This window comes from Methanospirillum stamsii, assembly GCF_003173335.1.
Taxonomy (GTDB): Archaea; Halobacteriota; Methanomicrobia; order Methanomicrobiales; family Methanospirillaceae; genus Methanospirillum; species Methanospirillum stamsii.
In genome coordinates this window covers 1-22,450 of sequence record NZ_QGMZ01000017.1, presented here as the reverse complement: position 1 = coordinate 22,450, position 22,450 = coordinate 1, and the positions used below count along the sequence as shown (strand labels likewise).

Annotated in this window: 21 protein-coding genes; 3 read left to right on the top strand and 18 right to left on the bottom strand. The window is 39.4% G+C overall.

The genetic code is table 11. The features are described 5' to 3' along the window. Nucleotides 1-45 precede the first annotated feature (45 nt). From DLD82_RS08900 to DLD82_RS08875, 6 genes are read right to left on the bottom strand one after another with little or no spacing between them, the layout of a single operon-like run. Complete coding sequence (locus DLD82_RS08900; protein WP_109940771.1) at nt 46-1,230, bottom strand: nitrogenase component 1; 1,185 nt, start codon at nt 1,228-1,230, stop codon at nt 46-48. Next, nucleotides 1,231-2,532, bottom strand: coding sequence for a nitrogenase component 1 (locus DLD82_RS08895; protein ID WP_109940770.1), 1,302 nt, complete (start codon nt 2,530-2,532; stop codon nt 1,231-1,233). After that, the gene (locus tag DLD82_RS08890; protein ID WP_109940769.1) at nt 2,532-3,290 is read right to left on the bottom strand and encodes a nucleotide-binding protein; all 759 of its coding nucleotides are present in this window, start codon (nt 3,288-3,290) and stop codon (nt 2,532-2,534) included. The genes DLD82_RS08895 and DLD82_RS08890 overlap by 1 nt, the downstream gene beginning before the upstream one ends. Beyond that, a complete protein-coding gene (locus tag DLD82_RS08885; RefSeq protein ID WP_181391347.1) occupies nt 3,287-4,117 on the bottom strand; it encodes an ABC transporter ATP-binding protein in 831 nt (276 codons plus the stop codon). Before DLD82_RS08885 ends, DLD82_RS08890 begins: the two co-directional genes overlap by 4 nt. Further along, the gene (locus DLD82_RS08880) at nt 4,107-5,111 is read right to left on the bottom strand and encodes a FecCD family ABC transporter permease (protein WP_109940787.1); all 1,005 of its coding nucleotides are present in this window, start codon (nt 5,109-5,111) and stop codon (nt 4,107-4,109) included. Before DLD82_RS08880 ends, DLD82_RS08885 begins: the two co-directional genes overlap by 11 nt. A 28-nt stretch (nt 5,112-5,139) precedes the next feature. After that, on the bottom strand, nt 5,140-6,276 hold the full coding sequence (locus DLD82_RS08875) for an ABC transporter substrate-binding protein (RefSeq protein ID WP_109940767.1): 1,137 nt from the start codon (nt 6,274-6,276) through the stop codon (nt 5,140-5,142). Between the two features lie 579 nt (nt 6,277-6,855). Here DLD82_RS08875 and DLD82_RS08870 point away from each other — a divergent pair. Then, the gene (locus DLD82_RS08870; RefSeq protein WP_181391346.1) at nt 6,856-7,878 is read left to right on the top strand and encodes a methyltransferase; all 1,023 of its coding nucleotides are present in this window, start codon (nt 6,856-6,858) and stop codon (nt 7,876-7,878) included. A gap of 111 nt (nt 7,879-7,989) precedes the next feature. Further along, nucleotides 7,990-8,526 carry a class I SAM-dependent methyltransferase gene (locus DLD82_RS08865; protein ID WP_219968323.1) on the top strand — a complete coding sequence of 179 codons (537 nt, stop codon included), beginning with the start codon at nt 7,990-7,992 and terminating at the stop codon, nt 8,524-8,526. Nucleotides 8,527-8,708: 182 nt separating this feature from the next. On the opposite strand, the gene DLD82_RS08860 is transcribed toward DLD82_RS08865, so the two are convergent. From DLD82_RS08860 to DLD82_RS08810, 11 genes are all read right to left on the bottom strand, one after another. Continuing rightward, nucleotides 8,709-9,785 (bottom strand): ABC transporter substrate-binding protein, encoded by a 1,077-nt coding sequence (locus tag DLD82_RS08860; RefSeq protein ID WP_181391345.1) that lies wholly within the window; start codon nt 9,783-9,785, stop codon nt 8,709-8,711. 225 nt (nt 9,786-10,010) lie between these two features. Then, nucleotides 10,011-10,343 (bottom strand): DMT family transporter, encoded by a 333-nt coding sequence (locus DLD82_RS08855; RefSeq protein ID WP_109940764.1) that lies wholly within the window; start codon nt 10,341-10,343, stop codon nt 10,011-10,013. 70 nt (nt 10,344-10,413) lie between these two features. After that, nucleotides 10,414-12,183 carry an ABC transporter ATP-binding protein gene (locus DLD82_RS08850; protein ID WP_109940763.1) on the bottom strand — a complete coding sequence of 590 codons (1,770 nt, stop codon included), beginning with the start codon at nt 12,181-12,183 and terminating at the stop codon, nt 10,414-10,416. Further along, nucleotides 12,180-13,949, bottom strand: a complete 1,770-nt coding sequence (locus DLD82_RS08845; RefSeq protein WP_109940762.1) for an ABC transporter ATP-binding protein — start codon at nt 13,947-13,949, stop codon at nt 12,180-12,182. The genes DLD82_RS08850 and DLD82_RS08845 overlap by 4 nt, the downstream gene beginning before the upstream one ends. 428 nt (nt 13,950-14,377) lie before the next feature. Next, nucleotides 14,378-14,848, bottom strand: coding sequence for a MarR family winged helix-turn-helix transcriptional regulator (locus DLD82_RS08840; protein ID WP_109940761.1), 471 nt, complete (start codon nt 14,846-14,848; stop codon nt 14,378-14,380). A 149-nt stretch (nt 14,849-14,997) separates the two neighbouring features. Beyond that, complete coding sequence (gene wtpC / locus DLD82_RS08835) at nt 14,998-16,044, bottom strand: tungstate ABC transporter ATP-binding protein WtpC (RefSeq protein ID WP_109940760.1); 1,047 nt, start codon at nt 16,042-16,044, stop codon at nt 14,998-15,000. Between the two features lie 11 nt (nt 16,045-16,055). Beyond that, a complete protein-coding gene (locus DLD82_RS08830; RefSeq protein WP_109940759.1) occupies nt 16,056-16,850 on the bottom strand; it encodes an ABC transporter permease in 795 nt (264 codons plus the stop codon). Then, nucleotides 16,847-17,392 carry a tRNA (N6-threonylcarbamoyladenosine(37)-N6)-methyltransferase TrmO gene (tsaA, locus tag DLD82_RS08825; RefSeq protein WP_109940758.1) on the bottom strand — a complete coding sequence of 182 codons (546 nt, stop codon included), beginning with the start codon at nt 17,390-17,392 and terminating at the stop codon, nt 16,847-16,849. The genes DLD82_RS08830 and tsaA overlap by 4 nt, the downstream gene beginning before the upstream one ends. A 59-nt stretch (nt 17,393-17,451) precedes the next feature. Beyond that, a complete protein-coding gene (gene modA, locus DLD82_RS08820) occupies nt 17,452-18,297 on the bottom strand; it encodes a molybdate ABC transporter substrate-binding protein (protein WP_109940757.1) in 846 nt (281 codons plus the stop codon). 325 nt (nt 18,298-18,622) lie between these two features. Next, complete coding sequence (locus DLD82_RS08815; RefSeq protein WP_219968322.1) at nt 18,623-19,636, bottom strand: methyltransferase; 1,014 nt, start codon at nt 19,634-19,636, stop codon at nt 18,623-18,625. A gap of 210 nt (nt 19,637-19,846) precedes the next feature. Continuing rightward, nucleotides 19,847-20,959: an ABC transporter substrate-binding protein gene (locus DLD82_RS08810; RefSeq protein WP_181391344.1), complete on the bottom strand. Its 1,113-nt coding sequence runs from the start codon at nt 20,957-20,959 to the stop codon at nt 19,847-19,849. Between the two features lie 443 nt (nt 20,960-21,402). Between DLD82_RS08810 and DLD82_RS08805 the strand changes: the two genes are divergently transcribed. Continuing rightward, a complete protein-coding gene (locus tag DLD82_RS08805) occupies nt 21,403-21,732 on the top strand; it encodes a DUF2023 family protein (RefSeq protein ID WP_219968321.1) in 330 nt (109 codons plus the stop codon). Between the two features lie 46 nt (nt 21,733-21,778). Here DLD82_RS08805 and DLD82_RS08800 read toward each other — a convergent pair whose 3' ends face one another. Then, on the bottom strand, nt 21,779-22,363 hold the full coding sequence (locus DLD82_RS08800) for a protein-S-isoprenylcysteine O-methyltransferase (RefSeq protein ID WP_109940754.1): 585 nt from the start codon (nt 22,361-22,363) through the stop codon (nt 21,779-21,781). Nucleotides 22,364-22,450: the final 87 nt, after the last annotated feature.

Here is a 22,450-nt window from a genome sequence, read left to right as displayed (position 1 = left end):
ATTATAATTTGAACAAATGAATACTTACCCAAAAATTTTCAAAAATCAGGTAACATGATAAGGATTTAAATATTTTTTCAGATATTTACTTCCCTCAATCCCGAAATATTGTAATGAATCATTCCAGAATATCCGACTTGAAATGGCAATATGTGGAAATGGAATTAATTTTACATCACCTATCAGGGGTTGAATCAGAGGATCTCCAACAATCACATCAAATGATCCAGAAGAAATAAGATTTTCCAAACCATCTTCTGAATTCAAATGTACATCTCCGGGAATTGAGAGAGTTGAATCCATTTCAAAGAATGAACAAACAATGACATCACTGAATCCAAAATCAGAGATTAGACATTCTCGTAATGAATTCCCGATTACCTGATCTGCAACTATGCAGGCCGTGCCATTATTTTTGGATTTATCTAAATCAAGATTATTTAACCGGATTCGAGATTTAGAGTCCTTAATACATTCTGAAATAGTGACTGAAAAAAATTTTGCTGCTGATTCACCGATTGGAACACCCGTAACATAAGGAATTCCATATTTTTCTTCCATATACCTGGCAGCGGCAAGACCGGAACGTGAAACAACAAGATTCAATTCTGCCTTTCCAGATTGCATTATTGCATCAATTTTGCTGTTACCACCCCAACATGAAATAACCGTGTAACCTGCATCATTAATGAAAGAACAAAGACTCCTTTCCGGGTCATTATTTCCTAAATCGAGCGGAGTTGCTCCGATAATATTTACAGAATTTTTAATTTTCTCTCCGGATTCCAGAATAAAATTCTTTGCAATGGCAAGAAAAGCTGAAGATGCTCCGACATCATAATAATCAATTCCGTTTGCATCAAAAGTAATTACCGGAACTTTTGTTGAAGTTCGGATAATATGAGCAAGGGCCTTAAAATCAGTTCCGATTACCGTGGGGACCGGACTTCCGATAAGTGCAACAAATCGATTATCACTCTCACGAACAATCTTGTTTATCTTTTCAATGAAAAACTGGTCATCCCCGATTACTGCATCAATCTCCCGAAGTCCTGAACTGTAAACATGTGATGAAGATCCAAACCACCGTGGTTCATCATAGGCAGTAAAATTCCCGGTACATCCTCCGGCATCATGAATAACAAGGATTCCATCCAGGGAAAACAGAGCTGAACAAAATCCGGAATAATCGGGAGAAAACGGAGGTAAAAATACCGATATATTATCCATTCAAATCACCAGGCCGGAAGCATAAACCATAGATTTAAAATCCTGTGGGACATCAGTCACGGCATCCATCTCATGAAGTAGTGATATCAGACCAGAATACCCAAAGGGTTGTTTTTCCAGACCCCAGGGCACTGTTTTAGCTCCAGGGCAATAATATCCTGCATCAAACCCGATGGCGTAATCCGTATGTAATTGCATATCCCGGGCATCAGCCATTTTCGGATGACTTGATGAAAAAACTTTCATAGAGGGATTGTGTTTTTTTAACCATTGTACATGCGTTTTTTCCCATTCCTGAACAGCATCAGCAAATATATATGGAACATCAATGCCAATTTCCACAAATGTTCTTGCCAGTTCAAATGGAGCAGCATTCGCAGTTGAACCTACAGCAACCGAAACTGATTCCCCATGGACATCAGTAAACCACTTTGTTGTATCAATGGCCTCATCCCGATAATCATCCAACTCGAATGATTCATTGAATGTTTTTTCAAACATGTGGTACATCCCATCAATACGCTCAATACCATATGAATGGTATGCCGAAATCCAAGGGATATTCAAACGGTTTTTTAAATCCTGTGCTGCAAGAATTCCTGCTGGTTTTATGAGAAGATTATATGATGAAGTAGCCATTACCTGAAATTCTTCATAAGATGAGTAATTTGTAATGTGCCGAATTTCCCGGTCTTTTGTTTGGCATAGTACTTCATAAAATTCACTGGTTTCATCTATGCTAGCAAAATTTCCAAGAATATTAATTGAATCGTCATGTTTGGCAGATGGTTGCAAAAACTTGTATACCGTCTCCTGGACTTTAAGGGGGGGTGCATTGGGCGTGTGCATGCAGATAGGATCCATTCTGCATAATCGAACTGGAATCCCTGTTTTTCTCTCAATTTCTGCTACCAGGTTATCATAATCCGAACCAAGGAGGTCATCTATACAGGTACTACAGATGATTAAGGCTTTCATCCCAGTACGACGTAATATCTCCTCGGATACACGGGGAATGTTATCCATATATGCTCCGGATACAATATCAGTTTCAGATAACCGATAACAAAAAAACCTGTCCCAGAAACCGAGATGAATTCCTGCAATTGCTGCATGACGGGCACATCCGGACGGTGAAACAAAGAGCATCGCTGATTCAGGAACCAACAGGGCAACCCTTACTATTCCCCATCCGGCTGATGTGGGGGGACAATAATGGAGACAATCGGGTGATAATCCAGGGGGGTGAACTGATTCTTTGGAAACCAGAATATCATCCAGAGATATAATTTCCGCTTCCATCAGTTTTCCTTCCCGGTTCCAGCAATTTGTGAGGCAATCTCAAGAAAAGAGCATGAAATTATACAATTAACATCTCCCTGGATCGGAGTCATGTTTCGCTCTTCCCAGTACTGGATACTTGACGAACGAGGGATATTCCCGATAATAGGACTATCAATTTCTTTGGCAAATTGAGTTACTATCTCTTCTTCATTCTCAATGTTACGGCAATTCATAATAAGTCCTTTCAATTTTGCATAATTCCGATTTTCAAAGTTATCCAGAGCTTTTTTGATATTATTCGCAGCATAAAGTGACATCTTTTCTCCGGATGTAACAATAATGACCTCATCGGCATACCCCTCACGAAGAGGCATGGCAAAGCCTCCGCAGACAACATCACCCAGAACGTCGTACAAAACGAAATCCGGTTTGAAAATTTCATAAGCCTGGAGAGATTCCAGAGTGTTGAAGGTTGTAATAATTCCCCTACCGGCACATCCAAGACCCGGAATTGGACCTCCGGCTTCAACACATACAATTCCATTATATCCTACAAGACTAATCTCATCAAGCGAAGAACATGAATGAAATTCCCGTAAATAATTCATAACCGGAGTAACTCGTTGACCATTTGTCAGATTTATAGTTGAATCAGCTTTTGGATCACACCCAATCTGCATAACCCGGTACCCAAGAACTGACAATGCTGCAGATAATGAACTTGTAACGGTTGATTTACCAATCCCACCTTTCCCATAGATTGCAATTTTTTTCATGACGCAACCTCATTTCCTGAATTATTTCCGGATAACGAACGATGGAGAGGATTCGAAACAAGCGGAATAATCGCTTTAAGATGGGCGTTATTGTGAGGAATTGAGAAAATACCAATATTCATTCCATAGGTGGCATTCAGGTTATTCTCTGATAATACCTTGTCAGATTCACCAAAACAACTATTCCCATCACGATCCATAAGAAGTGCTTTATCAGAGAGATACATTGCATGTTCAGGCTGATGTGTTGTCATGATTATTGCAAGGTTTTCTTCTCGTTTCAGAGAGATCATAAGATCAAGAACATGATACTGATTCCGGTAATCAAGTGCCGAGGTAGGTTCATCAAAAATGATACAATCAGCCTGTGATGCTAATGCACGGGCAATGAGAACCATCTGTTTTTCTCCTCCGCTTAAATCAGAGAAGATCCTATCTGCAAATCCTGCCATTCCAACTTTTTCCAGGGATTCACGAGCACAATTCCAATCATCATGAGATGGAGAAGAAAACCTTCTGATAAACCGGGTCCTTCCCATGAGGACCATTTCAAGGACAGTGTATTGAAATACACTCTGGTGAATTTGAGGCACATATCCAATATGGCAATTTTTCTTTTCTTTATCCTGCACTAGTCCATTAATATAAACAGAACCGCCGGAAATCTGATGAATTCCAAGCAGACATTTTAAGAGGGTTGTTTTCCCAGTGCCATTCGGACCTAAAATTGAGAGAATTTCACCATTATTTACGTTAAAATTTAAATTTTTAAAGATGGTTTTTCCTGTTCCATACTTAAACATTCCATTTTTCATTTCAATATTCATTCCAACCACCATTTTGATTTCTTTTCAGGAGATATCCAAAAATAACCACACCAACAATTGCAGTTAATATCCCCAGAGGGATCTCATAAGGAGTTAAAGTCCGGGCAATGGTATCAACAAAAGCAAGATAAGCGGCCCCCAGAGAGATGCATGCAGGAATCAGAAAGAGATGATTTGATCCTACTATCATTCGTGCAATATGAGGGATTGCAAGTCCTACCCACCCAATAATTCCACTAACAGATACTGCCAGAGCAACAATTACTGAAACACAAAGAATTATTATCCATTTATCATACTCAACGTTTACACCAAGGGCTCTTGCTTCCTGATCACTTTGAGAAAGAACATTGATTCTCCAACGAAGTCTCCACAAGATATAAACGCAAATAAGAAACGGGATAACTATTAACCCGAATTTCTCATAATTAGCAGAGATGAGACTTCCCATGAGCCAGAACACAATTCCGGGCAATTGATCCTGAGGATCTGCACATAATTTCAGGAGAGATATCATTGCAGTAAAAAATGCACTGATAATTACACCGGCAAGAACGAGAACCAGAACGGGTGTGACACTATCCTTTCTTGCAAGGAAATATGCAGCCAGAACTGCCAGGTTTCCAAATATGAATGCGAAAATAAATATTAACAACGAACTTTGAGACAATAACATGGCTAATACGCCACCAAATCCTGCACCTGCTGCTACTCCGAGAATATGGGGGCTCACCAGAGGATTTTTAAAAATACCCTGAAAAGCAGCTCCGGAAACAGCTAATCCTGCTCCAATCAGCATACCTATTAGCAAACGAGGTAGACGAAGGTTAATAATTACCCGTTCATCAATTTCTGGCCAGAAAGGTGTTACCGGATAAACCTGCGAGATAAGAATCCCGAATACATTCTTAATATCAACAGGATATCTCCCACAAACAAGTGAGAAAAAAAAGACTGCCAATGGAAGAAGAATAAAAAAATATGGAGAACTCATCAGAGTTCTCAGGTTGATTCCAGGCATATCAAACGATTGCGTTATTCAAATTCGTGAATAAAATTTCCTCTATTTCTTCATCATTAAGGTCATAATCATAATAAACCTTATAAAACTTTTTCATATCCTCCCGGAGATTGAAATCAAAGAGTTCAGGATGTTGAATTTCCATTAACCATTCCCACATCAGAGGAGATTCCTGGTTTGGTGGATCCCACCGATACCCGCCAAGGGGAACTTTGTAAACACGTCCATTCTTCACCGCATCAATTCCTGCCCAGTCCTGTCCATCAATACGGTTTTCAAGAATATCCTGTGGAGTTAAATCATCAAAGTTACCAATATAGATGATCTCCGGATCCCAATTGATGATCTGCTCCATACTTACCTGGGTACTTGAACCAGGGACTTCTGAAGCGACGTTTTTAGCACCAGTAAGTCCGAAATAATAATCATTGTAAGTTCCGCTACCACTCACGGTCAGTTGATCACCATAAGGAAGAGAAAGAACGCGAGGTTTATCAGTTTCAGCGATATTTGCGGTTTTTTCTTTAATTTTCGCACTCATACCCTGCTGATAGGTAATCAGATTGTCAGCTTGTTCCTGCCGGTCTAACACTTCTCCAAATAATTTAATCCAGGTTTCCAAGTCCTCCTGAGTACCATACTTAAGACAAATAACTGGAATCCCGGCATCTTCCAAGGGTTTGTAAAGTTCTTCACCGTACTGTGCCCACTGGAAAACAACATCAGGATCCAATTTCAGGATTTCTTCAACATTTGGTTCAAACATACCTCCCTGAATGAAATTTGTCTCAATGGTAAGCAGATCCGGATCCATCTTCCCAAGAATTCCATTTTTAATAGCAGCCATAGAAGAGGGATTCATACCAACCAGTCTGCTCCCATCACCATCTAATGTATACACCATCGAAGCAGCGGGTATTGGTATGGTAATTACCCGTTCCACATGTTCAGGAATTGTCACCATCTCTCCCCGTTGATCTAATACCATTTTTGTACCGGAGTTATCTTCAGCACCCGATACTATCATACTAAAGCAACTAACAAGGACACCTAAAGAAATTATGAGCATTAAGAGAGAACTTTTACTTTTTTTCTCCCTTTTACTATATTTTCCGTTCATCTCGGTTTGACTAACCATCGATTACTATCTAAATTTAGGTTTTCAATAAAATACGCCAAAATATTTTTATTTTGATGCAATTCAAAAAAAATGGAGTAATTATTGGCAGTCAATAAAAAATTCAGGAAATGAATATTATGTTCATTGGATTAAATTCGCCCATGAGATCAAAAATCTCAGAAAATTATACTTTTTTAATTATCCATTGAATTTGTAAACTTATTCAGGGAATTTTTCATGATAATGATAATTTGCCAAATCCTTCAAACCAAAAAATGAACAATTTTCGGCCAATCTATATCATAATCGAAAAAAGAAATTTATATCCAGGGAAAAACGGACTTCAATTGCTTAAGTAATTTAAAAAAGCAATAATAATCCGAATCTAAAAACGCGATTGAATTCTCATCCGGATGATTTCTATCGAAACAAGCAAGATAGCAGATCAGATAAAAGACATGAGCGTTGCTGAATCTGAAATATTTAGGAAAACAACAAGCACAGAAAGATTTCATCAGATTATCGCAGAAACGGAAAATGTCAGATGCTAATCCAATTAAGCCCTCTAACCGGAAAAATTTACCCGGAGTAAAACCAATGAAAAATATACCTGAAGTAAAGAATGATTTTGGAAAGTTATACGAAAAACTGCTCACGAATCAGGAGAAAAACCTGTTTATAGCGGCAATAGAACTTGGAATCTTTCAGGAACTCTCGAACTGGAAAAGTACTGAAGAACTGGTGAAAAAATTAAACATCAATCAAAAAAATGCAGAAGTTTTTTTGAATTCTCTGGTTTCACTAGATTTAATCGAGAAAAAAAATGGTAGTTTCAAAAATCTGCCTGCAGTTGAGGAATTCTTTGCGGAAAAAAATGATAAATACCTTGGAGATAGCTTTCTGTCCTATTATGATTACTATAACATGTCCTCAACCCAGATTTGCGAACTTGTGAGAAACGGTCCGGGAGATGGGGAGATGCCCAATATCAATTCAGAAGATCTCTGGACAGAACATGCAAGGTTAACAGTGAATTTCCTTCGTGCAGGTATGGCACAGCTTGCAATTCGCCATGTATCATCATTGCCGGAATATCCAACTTTTCGAAGGATGCTTGATCTCGGATGCGGTACCGGGGTCTTCGGGACATTAATCACTATGAATCACCCCTCAATGAAAGCCGTTCTCTTTGATCGTCCGGCTGTTCTCCGTGTTGCACAGGAAGTAATTGATGAATATGAAATGGGCGATAGAGTACAGGTTACAGGAGGAGATTACATATGTGATCCGATTGGTGAGAATTATGACCTGGTCTGGGCCTCGGAGACACTCAATTTTGCCGGCGAACATCTGGATACTGTGATTAAAAAGATATTCAACGCTCTTAATCCGGGCGGAGTCTATGTAAGTTTATCAGACGGGATGACTGATGAAAGAACAAAACCAAAAGAGATGATCATGGGAACTCTCATGACTGCTCTTTACGGAAATGATGTAGGGATGAGTGAAGGAGTTATTGCCAATGCCATGATAAAATCTGGTTTTGCATCGGTACAAAGCAGAACAGTAAAGACACCCATTGGAGAGATGGTAATGGATATTGCAAGAAAAAGTTCCTGAAAACGGCATTTAGTGTAATCATTGATAATAATAAGGGGAAATATGCTTAACAAATTCTTTCAGAATACCCAAAAACCACAAGGCAAACTTGGAAAGTTAATGTTGACTTTTATGAACTCAGGGCATGCAAACCTGGCCACATGGGGATTTTCATACCTGAATTTACCTGCCAATTCACATATTTTAGATGTTGGTTGTGGTGGTGGGGCCAATATAGCAAAAATGCTAAAGGATTCACCAGGAAGTATCGTGGACGGTTTAGACCATTCAGAGGAGAGTGTTGCTTTTAGTAAGAAAACAAATGCTTCTGAGCTTGGAAAACGCTGTACTATCCGGCAGGGTGACGTATCGTGTTTGCCATATCCCGACCAGTCAATACATCTTGTTACTGCCTTTGAAACCATCTATTTTTGGCCAGATTTGGATGCTGCTTTCACCGAGATAAAACGGGTTCTTAAACCAGGGAGCAATTTTTTTATCTGCTGTGAGATGGATAATCCGGATAATACCACATGGACAGACCGGATTAATGGTATGAAAATCTATCGGGGGGAGTATTTACAAAACCGTCTTTTACAAGCGGGTTTTAAGGGGGTGAGTTTACACCGGAATGAAAAAGGATGGATGTGTTTAGAGGCGGTTTGTTAATCACCAACCTCCCCCACATAATTTGGGGATAATATCTTCCAAAAATACCCCAAATCTATAATCTGATACCAAAATCTTTTTTTCCGAGAAAAAAACGGTGACAACTTTTCGAAATATATTATCGTCAGATTAGTGCAAAATTTTCAAAAAGAAAGAACATTCGAATAAAAAATAGAGAATAATTAGGGATAACCAAACAATCCTACATCATTCAGATTATAATCTGCTCCAATAAACTGAGTCAGGTATTTCTGATGGATCTCCTGGGGATTCAGGTCATTAAAGAGTTCAGGATGTAACCATTTAGCAAGGTATGCCATGCCTACGATTACCCGTGGTGTAGTGAAGAGATTTCCATCCAGGAGAAATACATCATCATTCGTAACTGCTTCGGTCTGAGAGAAAACATCCATTGCTGATATCTCATCGACAATTTTCGGGCCGTTTTCATTCTTATGGGCCGGATCAGTTGCGGAGAATCCAAAAGTCTCCGGATAATATTGATCCCAGATATATGCGACAATTGCATCCATATCCTGGTTAATAAGCCATTCCTTGTCTACCTCTATGTATGCACCGGATAAATCTGATGAGATACTATCTCCCCCACATACAGCAATCATCTGGTTCCAGTAATCATTCTCCTTCCCTAATGTATAGAGTGCATCAGGAGTGAAACCAGCCATTTTAAGAAAAACTTCGGGTTTTTCATCTCCAGGGAGACTATCAGTTTTTTCCTTGATGGTGCTGTAAATTTCATTATAAAAGTCGAGATACTGCTGTGCTTCTTCTTCATTTCCGGTTATCTGACCTAATTTTACAATCGTATCTCCCATGCTCACAGGAGAATCAAAATTCAGAGCAACAACAGGTATTTCCGGTTCAAGAGTATCAATCACTTCCTGTATTCTGTCCACAGAAACATCTGTCGTGCAGGGAATTATCATTACTTCCGGCTTTATCTCCATGATTTTTTCATAATCTAAAGTGAAAAAATCGTTTGGATCGCTAATTGCAGGGATCTTTTCAAGGTTAGGATAAAACTTAGGATTTATCGGACAGAGTGTAGGATCTGAAATAGTTCCGTCCCTGGCTACGACTTTATCCCAGGCATCAATGAGTTTTATTGCTTCTGCAACATTATACCGGGTATATCCAATTCTGTCTGCAGGTTTATCAAGAGTAATTGTTCTTCCAAGATCATCAGTGATGGTTACCGGACCATCATCAGCGGCGGTAACTCCGATAAATGGAAACAATACCAAAGAAAACAGTATAAACTGAATCAAAATACAATTCACATTCATTCGAACCATAGCGTAGCTAATCTTTTATTTGGGTGAGATATCTTCATTCCAAAATTATTTCGGGAGACAAAAAACTCCATAAATTTGGTTCAATAAAAAAATATTTATACCCCCTTTTCGCTCGTTTTGAACACCCGGAATCTGGAATGGTTTTTCAAGATGGCTCATTTATATCGCTTAACTGCTGACTACACTTTTTGAGAACAGATTAATAACCACCACTCCCAAAACGATCATGAAAATCCCAATAATTGCCGGATAATCGAGCGTTTGTTTAAAGATGAAAAATCCAAGTATCGTTGTCATGATAATCCCGGCACCAGCCCAGATAGCGTATGCAAGACCCACTGGAATCTCTCTTAAAGTTAAGGAAAAGCAGAAAAAAGCGATTACATACCCAATGATGACTACAATTGTTGGAATTATTCTGGTAAAACCATCAGAGGACTTAAGAGCCAAAGTCCCTATCGTTTCAGCAATAATTGAAATAAGGAGATATATCCAGTTCATTCAAACCTTTCCATATGTATCATACAACTTTCCTGAATCTCCAATGAAAAAAAGAAAAATTCCAGGGTTATCATACAAAAGAACCACCCGGACTTAGCTTCTCTGAAATGCCTGCTGAAGACACCGTCCAGTGTGATGCTTTTTCCTGTTCACTCCACATTCTAAAATACATCCCTTTTTGAGCTAGGAGTTCCTGGTGTCTGCCGGATTCAGTGACTTTCCCATGATCAATAACAATAATCCGGTCTGCATCCTGGATAGTATTCAGCCGGTGTGCTATCACAATTACCGTTTTTGACTTGATTAATGCAGAAATTGCGGTCTGAATTGCCTGTTCATTCTCCGGATCAATGGAAGCGGTTGCTTCATCAAGTAAAATGATGGGTGCATCCTTAAGTAATGCCCGTGCAATTGATATCCGCTGTTTTTCTCCACCGGATATGGTAGATCCACCTTCACCGATGATCGTATCATACCCTTTCGGAAGCTTGACTATGAAATCATGTGCCTGGGCACTTTTGGAAGCAGCTATGATTTCTTCATCTGTGGCATCAGGTTTTCCAATCAGGATATTATTCCGGATCGTATCGTTGAAGAGGTAGACATCCTGGAATACCATGCTCATGTATGAGAGAAGTTTTTCTGTGCCGATGTCCCGGATATCCACCCCGCCAAGAGTAATCTTACCGGAATTTACATCCCAGAACCGTGCAATCAGATTGGTTATGGTAGTCTTCCCTGACCCTGATGGCCCGACAAGAGCGAGCACTTCTCCGGGCGATACTGAAAAACTCACATCAGAAAGGACAGTATTTTCGTGGTATCCAAACGTGACATTCAGAAATGAGACCGAGAAATTATTCGGAGTTTTAGGATTTTCAGGTTCGGTTAGAGGTTTTTCATCAAGAACTTCTTTCATTCGGTTGGCAGCAAGGCTCATGAACCTGACTTCCATGATGTCAAGTCCGGCCTGAATAAGGGGCTGATATAACTGATACCCAAGGATAAGAAATACCAGGTAAACCGGAATTGTGAGCGTTCCTCCCATGAAATAGTAAGTTGCTACTAAAAGCAAAATCACGTACCCGAGACCGAGCATGGACATATAACCGGTTGCTGCAATTCCCGGAACAATTTCCAGCCGGAGAATTGCTTTATGCATGTTATCAAGTGATTCATCAAGTACCCGGAATCGTTTTCCGGTGAGATTATATGCCTTGATATAGCGGATTCCATGCAGGTACTCAAGAAGCCTAGCACCTGATGACACCCGGATTTCACTCAGCCTGCCACCGTATTTTCGAACAAGAACCTGTGAGGCAAGAAGAAATGGAAATGAGATAAGTATCGTAATTACTGCGACCAGGGCAAGTTTTATGTCGAGCACTACCATAAACAGGATGAGAATTATCGGTAATGTAAAGGCAGCTACGATATCCGCCATCAGGTGAGTGAAGATATTCTCAACAAAGGTCATGTCCTGAAGCATCAGTTGGGTAATATCCCCGGGGTCACGGCCTTTAAAAAAACCCATCGGCAGTTTTCTTAAGTGTTCTCCTAAATTCAGCCTTGCTTCAGAACAGAGGGAATATCCGGTTTCATGAACCGAAACTAACGCATACTTCCCCACAATATACTGGATAAGGTAGGTGAGAACCATTGCCCCCATTAAAAACATAATGTGACCCAGGTCGATAACCGGGGCAAACAGATCCCAGAGAACCATAATGAGAAAACCATATGGAGCTCCTCTGAATAGATCATAAATTATGTACAGGAGAATTGGTTTGTATAGGGCCTTTCTTTTTCCATCGGTGATGATGTCAACGGCATTTCTCATGCTACACCTCCGGTATTAAACCTCCAGCTCCTGGCTGCCGAATGAGACTCCCACATGCGTGAATATTGCCCATTTTGTTCGATGAGCGCCTGATGCTTTCCATTTTCAATGATTCTTCCTTCACTCAGAACAATGATCTGGTCTGCATGTGCTATCGTTGACAGCCGGTGGGCAATCATGATAACGGTCTTGTGCTTGAGCAGTGAATCGATTGCCTGCTGAATTTTATACTCATTTTCAGGATCGGCGAATGCGGTGGCTTCATCAAGAATTACTATAGGTGCATCCTTGAAGATAGTCCTGGCAAGAATTATCCGCTGTTGTTCCCCGCCGGAGAGGTATGTTCCTTCACTACCGATTATGGTATTATACCCATCCGGAAGAGCCATGATAAATTCATGAGCCTGTGCCGCCTTTGCTGCTGCGACAACCTCATCAAATGGTTTTTCAGGTTTTCCCATCCGGATATTTTCTTCAATGCTTTCATGAAAGAGAAATGAGTCCTGGAAGACAAAACCAACCATATCCATCAGTTTTTCAGGTTCAATATCAGTGACATTCACTCCACCAATAGAGATCATTCCCTTTGATGCATCCCAGAAACGGGGAATTAATTGTGCAATGGTACTCTTTCCGGATCCGGAAGGACCGACCAGAGCAGTAACCGTTTTTTCCGGTGCGGTAAAGGAGATGTTCTGAATTGCCGGACTTTTTTCATAGGAAAAGGTCACATCCTTGAACGAAATTGAATAGTCCCGGGGGGTTTTTGTGACCGCCGGGGCAATAAGATCCGGAATCGTTAAAAGAGCATCTATTCTTGAAATCCCTTCGGTAATCTGTCTCCATATTCCTCCAAACTTTGCCATCTTCATCATTGTGGATGTATATCCGGTTCCAAGAATCAGGAAAAGAAGCATCTCCGGAATGGTTATTGAACCATTTACAAAGAACCACACACAGGTTGGAAGAATAAACAGCAGAGGAAGGTTTACACATACACTAAATGCTGAATAAGAAGGAGCACACTCCTTAGTCCATTCAATAACAAAATCGCGATATGTGGATACAGAATCTGAAAGCCGGTGAAATGATCGTGCAGTCTGGTTGAAAACTTTGACAACCGGCATACCCCGGATATATTCTACAATAATACCATTCATCCGGTCAAGTGCATCATAATATTTTTTCATCGATTTATTTTCAGATTCACGATATGCCATTTTTATTGCGATTAAAGCAAGAGGAATTGGAATCAGAGATACCAGGGCAATTCTCCAGTCAATGGTTATCATGTAACCGATAGCAAAAACCGGAAGGAGAATGCCGCCTACTGAATCCGTAAGATGATGTGCAATGAAAAGTTCAATCCGGTCCACATCTTCGGTGATTATTTTTGTAACCGAACCACTTGTCCGTTTATTCAGGTATCCAAGCGGTAGATCACCTATTTTCTGAATTAACGTTCTTTTAATCCCAAACAGGGTATCAAACGCAGCCATGTGTGAGAGGATGGTAGATATAAACAAAAAAACCACTCTTCCAACTGCGGCAAGAAGAACGACAATGGCAAGATACCAGATATATGACCCATCGATTGGTGGACTAAGTAATTCAACGGTAATCAGATATATTACCAGAAATGGGATAAAACCAAGCAGGGTTCCGATAGCCGTGAGCAAAACTGCTCCGGTTATGAGCCACTTGCGATGACCTGCAAAAGAGAGCAGTCGCCTGAATGGAGATTCAGGTTTTTTTACTGATTGCATAAATATAAGTCTCCAGTTTTTTGGTACAGGATGTACCAAGAAAGATGTTATTTTTCGGAAAAAACTCTAATCAGAATATTCCGGATAAATTCACATCAGAGGTTCATTCTTGTTCACTGAAAATATTAGTTGCATTAGTTAATATTTCTATTGATAAATTGTTGTATTTTGATACAATTTAGGTTTTTTATCGAAAAACTAAATTTTTTTGGATGATTATCTAATGAAATAGAAATTTTTGATGTATCATTCAATGAATTATTTGAATTAGAAAACTATCAATTTTGAAAACCAGTTTTAGGTTTTTTTAAAAAATAAAGTTAAAAGGGTGTTAGAACCATATATCAAGTATTACGAATATGATAAGAATCGGTGAATTGTCTTCTTAAGATGTTTAAACCATGATAAAAAAAATTGTTGCAATAATGCTAATCATTGGTTTTATGGGAGTCTGTAAAAAAAATTTTTGAGAATATTTCTGCAATATCATTACTGGCGGCAGTAATTTTATCGAGTTCTTCTTTGGTAAGACTTTTCAAAAAGGGTTTAACGCTATCTCTCAATTCAATTAAGAATTTTTTATTAACCAATTCACCTTTGTTTGTAATAGATATAATAATTACCCGCCGGTCATGGGGATCACTATTTCGTTCGACGTATCCATCTTGTATTAACGAATCGACAAGCCGGGTCATATAGGGTTTTGAAATGTGAGCCTGGGAACCCAGTGAGGTCATTGATTGTGGGCCATCTCTTTCAAGAAGGCTGAGAACCCAGTATTTCATGTTATCACGGTTTGATAATTCCGGATTCGTTTTTTTAATTATTTTATCCACACCCATCATCATACTAACAAGGTCAGACGCAGCAGTATCCAGAAGAGATTTTCCTTTTGTCATCGTGATGAGAGTTAGTTATGAAAGTATACTCATATAATCTCTTTTATCATAACGACTCAACAAATAAGATCTAAAAAGAATACGGCATTAAAAATCAGGAATGATACACAGAAGCAATACCATCAGAATAATCAAAAAAAGAATCGTTATTAAAAAACATGAACCGCTGATGCTTTAAAAGTCAGATAAACCTCTTCTCCCTCATTCATCTGCAGTTCATCCCATCCTCTTCGGGTCATTATCGAGACCACCGGTATCCCGACATCTATGGTAACTTTAATTACCATCCCGTTATTTTTTATGTCAGTGATCCTGCCTTTGAATGAATTACGTGCACTAGAAACAATGGGATCTTTTGATAGAAGAATATCCTCCGGACGTATTGTCGCATATACCTCTCTTTCTCCCAAGCAGGTTGCTGAATAGACTATGTGACCATCAATCTTGATGGCAGATATACCATCCTGATGAGAACAACTTCCCTTAAAAATATTCTCCATACCAGTAAATGAAGCAATAAACTCTGATTCCGGTTTTCTGAACACCTCATCAGGATTTCCAATCTGAACTATTTCTCCCTTATTCATGATTGCCACCCTGTCTGCCAGTGAGAAAACCTCCTCAAAATTATGAGTAATATGGACAACGGTCACATTCGTAATATCATGAATCCTTCGAAGTTCAGTCCGGAGTTTATCTCTTGTCTGACCATCAAGAGCACTCAATGGTTCATCCAGGAGCAGAAGATTAGGTTCCATGACAAGAGAACGGGCTATTGCTGCCCGTTGTTGTTCTCCTCCACTCAATGTTTCAGGTTTTCGGTGGAGCAGATGATCAATGCTAAGCAGCCGGGCCATTTCAACTGTCTTCTTTCTGATGTACTCAGGATCCTTTTTCCTGGTCTTTAATCCAAATCCGATGTTTTCCTCTACCGTGAGATGGGGAAAGAGCATATAGTCCTGGTATACCATACAGATATTCCGGTCTTTTGGAGGAATGTTTGTAATATCCCGACCGTCCATGATTATTTTACCCGAGTCGGGAGGGTAAAACCCGGCAATTGTTTCAAGAAGAATGGTCTTTCCGGCTCCGGTAGGGCCAATGATTACCAGGTATTCTCCGGGAGTAATATCAAGCGTTACATTCCGAAGAATAAACTCGCCCATATCTTTTGATAAATTTTCAGTATGTAACATACATCAAAACCCTATAATCGCGATGCTCCACCGTACCGCTCAAAAATGTACAGAGACACTATACAAATAATAATGAGAATCGTTGCGGCTGATATTGCCATGTTCAGATTGCCACAGGACATATTCAGGAATAAGGCAATCGGAAGGGTTTCGGTTTTCCACTGGATTGCTCCGGCAATTAAAAGGGCAGCTCCAAACTCTCCAATTCCTTTTGCCCAGGTAATCACCGATGCTGCAAAAAACCCAGAACCAGCCATGGGGAGAGTTACCCGCCATACTGCCTGGAGATCTGTACAGCCCAATGTTTTTGCGACAAATTCATAGCGGGTGCTGATAGATTCAAAAGTTGAACGCATGATCCTCAGCATATAAGGAAAATTCACAAAAAACTGGGCTGCAATAATACCAAGCGGAGTAAATACAAAAACCAGACCCATATCTGCTAACGCATTTCCAAAACCGGTGGTTCCAAAGAATAAAAGTAATCCGAGACCTGCTACAAGCGGAGGGAGAGCTAGCGGCATATCAAGAATGGCATTTACCGCCCCTTTTCCAAAAAATGAGTACCGGGCAAGAGCATATGCAGCCGGAACTGCTATCAGAATACAAAGAATCGTTGAAATTATTGAGGTTCCAAGACTCATAAAGATTGCAAACTGGATCTCCGGACTTGTAATAGATGTATAGAGTGTTTCAAAAGAAGGTTTTGTCACGATGAGAAGGAGCAGAACGATTATGAAAAAGGTGAGCAGAAAACTCATACCAATAGTGGCATTCCGGAGCCATGAATTTCTGATGTCACTCATTTTTTAACCCGCTCCCTGTTCCGGAGTTCTTTTGGAGTGCTGTTCCATTCGGCGATGTCATCCATATGCTGGTTATCAACCCAGCCACACTTTACCTCATCCCGGTGATCAAACTGCCGGACATACGGTTTTATGTCAAGAAGTGGAGTTCCGTCAAGCACATCAACACCCGATACCTTCAGAATAGTATCATCCACAGAAAGCAATTCCATTATTGACATTCCCATAGGGTTTGGCCGGTTAAAATGCCGTATTGCAAAGATACCCCGTTCTTTTTCACCATCCAGGAAAGGTTTCTGGACCAGGTTCTTCCCAGTCGCACGATGAAAAAAATAAAATGCGTAAATATGGGAAAATGATTCAATATCAACCAACCCTTCCTTAAATTCATCAAATATTTCTATATATCCTACAGACGGATTAAAGATACCCTGAACCGGAGTATTTTCGTGTTCAGTGTGTTCAGAATGAATTATCCCAATGGGATGAAACACAATATCAGTATCTTTCCACTTTACCCTATGTTCCTGCGATAATTTCATAAAAACCTCTCCCGTGAGATGATAGTTACAGGCAAAAATTCAGATTTAAAAAAAGGAAATTAAGCATCCCCATATTTAGCTAAGGGATAGATCTCAAATCCATGTTTCTTATAAATTTCTTTTCCTTCATCAGAGGCAACAAAATTTATAAATTTCTCAGCATCTTCTTTGTTTTCTGAGAATGTCAGGGTACCGATAGGAACAACATCTACCTTACCAATCTCTTTGGGTATCTCAACAAGTTCCATACTTTCCGGGTTTAAAAGTTCTGTCCAGATAAGTGCAGCATCGGCCTGGTTCATTGCAACATATACGAGAAGTTCATTGACCGTACCAGACTTGACTACGATATTCTTTTGTGTTTCATTCCAGAGTTTATTTTTCTCCAGCATCTTTTGAGAAGCGGTTCCTACTGCCGGGCCGGATGGTTCACCAATGGCAACCCTTACACCCGGACGGACAAGGTCCTGAATTCCGGTAATATTGCCGGGGTTTCCTTTTGGTACAGCAATTGCAAGGACATGGTACACGATATCTTCACTCTTGTCAACAAATCCTTTATCCATGGCCGATTGAATATACGAACGTGCACCAGGCATATAGACATCACCCTTCTTATAGAGTTCAATCTGGCTGAGCAACTGAGCTGAACCTCCGTAGGTATATTCGATTTTTGTTCCCTCTTTCTCTTGATACATCTTTGCAATCTCTTCCATCGGCTCTTTCATGCCTGCACCGCAATAGACCAGAAGAGTCTTTGCAGATGAAGAATTCGTATCGATAATCTGCTCTTTTTCTGGTTCCTGTACAAGATTATCCGACTGATTGCCAGAAGTACATCCACACACAAGTAATGTCGCCATTAAGACGAATAAAATACAAAAAATCGAAGGTATCGCCTTCATAAATGAATGATTAATTAAGTAACGATAAAGATTACGAAATAGGTCTTAGAAATTGATTAAAAGCCATAAATCCACATATGTGAACTTGATTTTTAGAATTTTCGGTGGTATTACATAATCCGGATAGATTGTAGATAAACAATTGTTAGAACAACTGTTATAACAGGATTGAAATATTTTCTATAAAAAAAATAGCGCCGAAATATTTCCTTAAATATGTCAAAAATCGTAAACACATGCAAGGAATTTTTCGTGAAGTGTAAATTAATTTTAATTAATTGCGAGAGAAATTTCACCAATCATTCGCCATTTTTTTCATAACAACTTACTTCTTTTTCCCAATAGTGCACTCAACTTCACCCACCGGAGTCTGGACCGGTTTACTTCTGACTTTGTAAAACCCGGCGTCAAGCATGGCATTTGCAATAAAATCCTCATTGATAGCCATATTCTGGCCCATTAACGCCGGAAGCAGCATCGGAATTATCATATCCGCTGGTTTTGTCCCGTCATGTGTCCTGCCGTCAGAGATTGCAACAAACACTCCACCCGGATTTAGAGCATCAAATACCTTATTCATCATCGAATTAAAAGAACCGAGGGCAAAATTCAAGGTCATTGAAGCGAGTATCAGATCATATCCCTCTCCGATTGGATCGTTCAGATAATCCCCGGACATTACGGTAATCCGGTCAGATACGCCATAATCTTCAGCATTGCGCTTCGCTACGGCTGCAACCGGCGGTTGATCAAAAAGAACTCCCTGAAGGTTGGGGTTATCAAGAACAAGAGCAATTCCATACAGACCAGGACCACATCCCAGATCCAGTATCTTTGTAAAATTCTCATACTCAGGAATCGAAGAGACCAGATCAACGATAATCTGTGCCATCCCGGAACGCTGATAATTGATAGAGCCCCTGGTTTGCATCTCCCAGAATTCACCGGAACGCATTTCTACCTGTGATTCCGAAGCAGAAGGACCTTCACGGAGAAATCTACAAAGTAACTCTGGTGAGATAGTATACCATGGGTCACAGGATAAGAGGTAATCTCCAAGGTATGTTTCTTTTCCTTCAACCAGAAATTCATTAGCAATAGGTGAATTCCAGAAGAGTTCTTCACATTTACATGTCAAATCACATGCCACCAGGGCATTTAGAAAATGACCAGTATTTTCGGTATGCAGGTGAAGTTTTTCAGCAATTTCCTCTGCTGAATGATAGGTTGCAAGATTTGTAAAGATCTTCAGTTCCAATCCGGCAAGGAGCAGGTTTGCTTCTGATTTTTTCAGGAGTAAATCCTGAAGAGGTTTAAAATTTAAGTGTACGACCGGCATTAACATGTGGCATTCACCTCGTTTTTTTGTGTTGAAACGCTAATTCAGACAGACTAAATGTCCTTCATAACATGAAGAATTTCTTTCTTTTTTTGTAAAGAATAACATCAGCCAAAAAAAGTTAGGAGATATAAGAATCCGCAAAAAGTAGATTCTCTCCTTACGATTAAAACCTTTTAATCAGTAGGAATTTCTTATATTCAGTCCGTTTTAAACTTCCGGATAGGCAAATAACCCTACCTTATCCAAATCAATATCAGCACCGATGAAATTTTTCAGGTATTCATAATGGAGCTGCTCTGGATCCAAGTCCTCAAAGAGTTCCGGATGTAACCATTTTGCATAATACGCAATACCAATGATAAATCTGGGAGTGCCGGTCAGTTGAGAGTCAATGAGGAACACGTTTCCATCTCTCACCGCTTTGGTCTTTGAGAAGATCTCCATTCCATCAATATCTGATATAATTTGTTCTGCTGCCTTTGTTTTTTCTGTTGGATTTGTTGCAGTATACCCAAAACTTTCCGGATAGAATTTGCTCCAGCACTGCATGATAATCGCATCAATTTTTTTACCAAGGATCCATTCCGGATCTAGTTCAACCCAACCGGCATCAACATCAGCAGTAATACTATCTGCCCCGACTATTGAAAAGATCTGGTTCCAACTATCTGATTTTGCCCCGTTTGTATACAATTGGTCTGGAGTATATCCGGCTAATTTTATAAAGACATCTGGTTTTTCTTCATCTGTTAATGTGGAGGTTTTCGCTTTTATTGAGTCAATTATCCCATTGTAAAAGTCGATATATTTCTGAGCTCCCTCAGTATTTCCAGTCACCTCACCTAATTTCATAAGAGAATTGGCATACGTATCCGGAATACCTAGTTCAATAAACATAACCGGAACTTCCGGCTCCAGATTGTCGATCATGTCCTGATACATGGTCATTGGAACATTACTCTGGTAGGAAACGATGATAAGATCAGGTTTCATCTCCATGATTTTTTCATAATCCAGAACAAATTTCTGGTCTGGAGAACTTATGTTTGGAGCATTCAGAGACTGTAATTTATCCAGATTCGGGTAATAACTCTCAAGACCCGTACCTGGCAGACCTCCATCAGTGGCAATGACTTTGTCCCATGCCCCAATTACCCGAATTGCTTCAGCAACGTTAAGGTTCACCACCCCAATTTCTTCAGCAGGTGCATCCAGATCGATATTTCTGCCCATAGAATCAACAACATGAACTGGCTCTGCATAAGCAACAGAAACCAGTATAAGCACACAAATAAAGATAAAATGTAATTTAAAACGCATAATCTTGCTCCACTCGAAATTCTGATTACATTCAGTGAACCAGAACGTAATCAAAATTTGTTTTGTACAATTAAAATTTTCTGCGTAAAAATGTTTTGATATAATGAAAATTACCATGTTGATAAGAGACATCGAAAAAAAATTTAGATGGAATTTTTTTCAAACTTTTTTCAAATATATCGTACTACAAAGTATTCCACCATGAATTTTGATATAAATAGATACTGAAATTTTCTTAGGTCACCACATAAAAATTAGAAACGCCTTAAGTTAATATTACCGTTTTTCTGGTAAAAAAGAGAAAACCGAATTCATTTAGGAAGTTCTAAAAATGCCTAATTAATTATTCTTACACGATGAAAAAAGGATTTCAAAACTATGCTTTCTCCATACTCTCCAAAAGAGAAATCTCATATCTTATCTATCCTGCCGGATAGGCAAATGTGAATTTTTTCTTTGGTGATGAAATCTGTCTTGATATAATAAAAAGAATTGGAAAAGAAAACCTTGCAGAATATAGTGATGAAGAAGATTTCATACTGGGCATCATGTTGGGATATAGCAGATTAAAACAATGCCAGCGTTATCTTGAAAAAAAAAGAGCGACATATCTGACACTATTTATAATTTTCATGGATACAGAAAAGATTGGTAATACTCCTGTAGGTGAAGACCTGGTACGCAGAGAGTATCCTGACTATTTTAAGAATAATGAACAATCCGATGGGAGTTTGGATAGTCCCCGACGGAGAATTATTTGGTGTGCCAGTTAAACATACACAGATAAACCATAATCAGAAAACATAAAAAAAATTCGGGTCACCAGATTTTTGGAATAACCCGTCCGGTTTTACGCATATAATCTTTGTATGCATCACCAAAGCGATTTGTGAGCATCTCCTCTTCTTTTGGAACCCGGAGATAATAAAGGAGGCCCCATGCTGCAACTCCGAATACCAGTACTACCCAGTTATCAAGAATGAAACCCTGCCCGATTACCCAAAGCCAGAGATGTGCATACATCGGATGTCGGATTTTTTGGTAGATTCCTTTTGTAACCAAAGTATGATTGTCCTTTATCTCTAAAATGGGTGACCAGTTACTCCCCAAATCTGCGTGGATTTTTGCAAATAACCAGACATTAAAAAACCCGATTATAAGAAATAATAATCTGACCTCATCAGGCACATGCATCGAAAACGAATCAAGATACGGAGTAAATAGTGCTACAAGGGGGAGTATCATCATCCCGATAAAATTCAATCCGACCAATAACGTTTCAAAACCCGGACGAACTTTTTCTTTTACCTGATTGCTTTTTGCTTTTTTACCATAATATGCACGGACCAAAAACCAGACCATGAATAAGATAAAAAAACTCAGTGTCCAGATATTTTCAATCATTGTTATTCTACCTATTTACTAAACAAACACCCATGAGGCTCCGCCTCATGCTTAACTCATGAAAAACTGTAACCTCCAGTCTCCCAA